Origin of the sequence: Streptomyces beijiangensis, from assembly GCF_017315755.1 — a bacterium.
In the GTDB taxonomy this organism is placed as follows: domain Bacteria; phylum Actinomycetota; class Actinomycetes; order Streptomycetales; family Streptomycetaceae; genus Streptomyces; species Streptomyces beijiangensis.
In genome coordinates this window covers 1-219 of the sequence record NZ_JAFLRJ010001159.1, presented here as the reverse complement: position 1 = coordinate 219, position 219 = coordinate 1, and the positions used below count along the sequence as shown (strand labels likewise).

Here is a 219-nt window from a genome sequence, read left to right as displayed (position 1 = left end):
CGCCCAGGTCAGGAAACCGACACCCCACGGTCGGTCGGTGCCCGCCGCGACGATCGGCAACTCGCGCTCCAGCCACTCCCGGTCCCCGTACCCACCGCCCAGCAGCCCGAGGCCGCCGGCCCCGGAGACGGCCGCGGCCAGCGCGCCCCCGGCCGCACCGCCCATCGGTGCCAGCACGATCGGGTGCCGCACGCCCGGCAGTTCCGTCAATTCCGTGGA

At 76.3% G+C, this 219-nt stretch carries 1 protein-coding gene; it reads right to left on the bottom strand.

Annotated features, from left to right (window positions below):
• The coding region (locus J0695_RS40980; protein WP_277990114.1) for a nitronate monooxygenase at positions 1–219 on the bottom strand (219 nt) is incomplete at both ends.